The organism is Corallococcus sp. AB038B (assembly GCF_003668955.1).
In the GTDB taxonomy this organism is placed as follows: Bacteria; Myxococcota; Myxococcia; order Myxococcales; family Myxococcaceae; genus Corallococcus; species Corallococcus exiguus.
In genome coordinates, this window is sequence record NZ_RAWO01000152.1 from 1 (window position 1) to 429 (window position 429).

A 429-nucleotide genomic window follows, 5' to 3' on the forward strand; every position below is an offset into this window, starting at 1 on the left:
CCATTCCTCACCCTTCATGAAAGCCAGCGCCGCTTGCGCCGATACCGCTTCAGCTCGTGGTAGCCACGCTGCCCCTCGCGTCCGAAGCCCAGGTAGAACTCCTGCACGTCGGGGTCCTCGCGAAGCTTGTCCGCGGGGCCGTCCAGCACCACCTTGCCCGTCTCCAGCACGTAGCCGTGGCTGGCCAGCGTCAGCGCGACCCGCGCGTTCTGCTCCACGAGCAACACCGCGACGCCCTCCGCGCTGATGCGCTGAATCAGCTCCGACACCTCGCCCACGGCCTTGGGCGACAGGCCCAGGAAGGGCTCGTCCAGGAGCGGCACCTTGGGCCGTCGCATCAGTCCCCGGCAGATGGCCAGCAGCTGCTGCTCTCCACCGGAGAGGTAGCCGGCCTTCTGTCGCCGTCGCTCGCGCAGCACGGGGAAGCGC

At 69.2% G+C, this 429-nt stretch carries 1 protein-coding gene; it reads right to left on the minus strand.

Annotation, left to right across the window (positions count from 1 at the left end):
- Nucleotides 1-14 precede the first annotated feature (14 nt).
- Nucleotides 15-429: ATP-binding cassette domain-containing protein (locus D7Y04_RS42845; RefSeq protein ID WP_121763073.1), on the minus strand; the 415-nt coding region annotated here is incomplete at its 5' end.